1 protein-coding gene is annotated in these 621 nt (G+C 60.2%); it reads left to right on the top strand.

Translation table 11 applies throughout. From position 1 onward, the window contains the following. Positions 1 to 440 precede the first annotated feature (440 nt). The coding region (locus J6500_RS31675; protein ID WP_225716605.1) for a hypothetical protein at positions 441 to 621 on the top strand (181 nt) is incomplete at its 3' end.

The following is a 621-nucleotide window of genomic DNA, read 5'->3' as shown; positions in this document are numbered from 1 at the left end:
AAGCGCGATGAGGTTTGGTTGAATCGTCATCAGGCTTCAGCTCTTTGTTTGAGCATGATCTTTTCGGAAAACCGCTTCGCACTTTTCCGGATCATGTTCTAGGTTTCGCTTGCGAAGGCGCAGCGCCTTAACCCTGCGCTAACCCTCTTGCGCACTGACACATATTCGTGCGCGTGAAGCGGATTTCGGCGCAATCATTGGGCAATGGTGCCGGCATTGACGCGATGCTCACCATGCGCTGCCGCTTTCTCGATCCGCGCACCCGGTTGATGTCATCCGGATGACGACGGCCGCTTGCCTGCTTTCGAGGCGAATGCGCGCAGCGCGCAAGCGGCCGGCGCGTTCCGATGCCGCTGCTCGGCGAGAGATACCAATTTTTCAGACACTTATCGCAGAAATGTCATCGAGCTGGAATGCGCGTGGGGCGTCCGATGCCGATGATGCGGCCAAAGAAAACCAAGAAGCCAAAGCTGACCAAAGTATCCCGCGTCCGGGATCGCCGGTCCAAGCCGCTGCCACAACTCTCGGGCAGTTCGCGCCGCACGGCGGTCGAGATCGGCGAGTTGGTGCGCCAGCGCGCCCAGGCCGAGGCGGCGATCGCCGAGGCGCGCAAGTCCAATG

This window comes from Bradyrhizobium semiaridum, from assembly GCF_020329505.1.
Taxonomy (GTDB): domain Bacteria; phylum Pseudomonadota; class Alphaproteobacteria; order Rhizobiales; family Xanthobacteraceae; genus Bradyrhizobium; species Bradyrhizobium semiaridum.
Note: the sequence above shows the minus strand (reverse complement) of the source record. Positions and strands in the feature narration are given on the sequence as shown.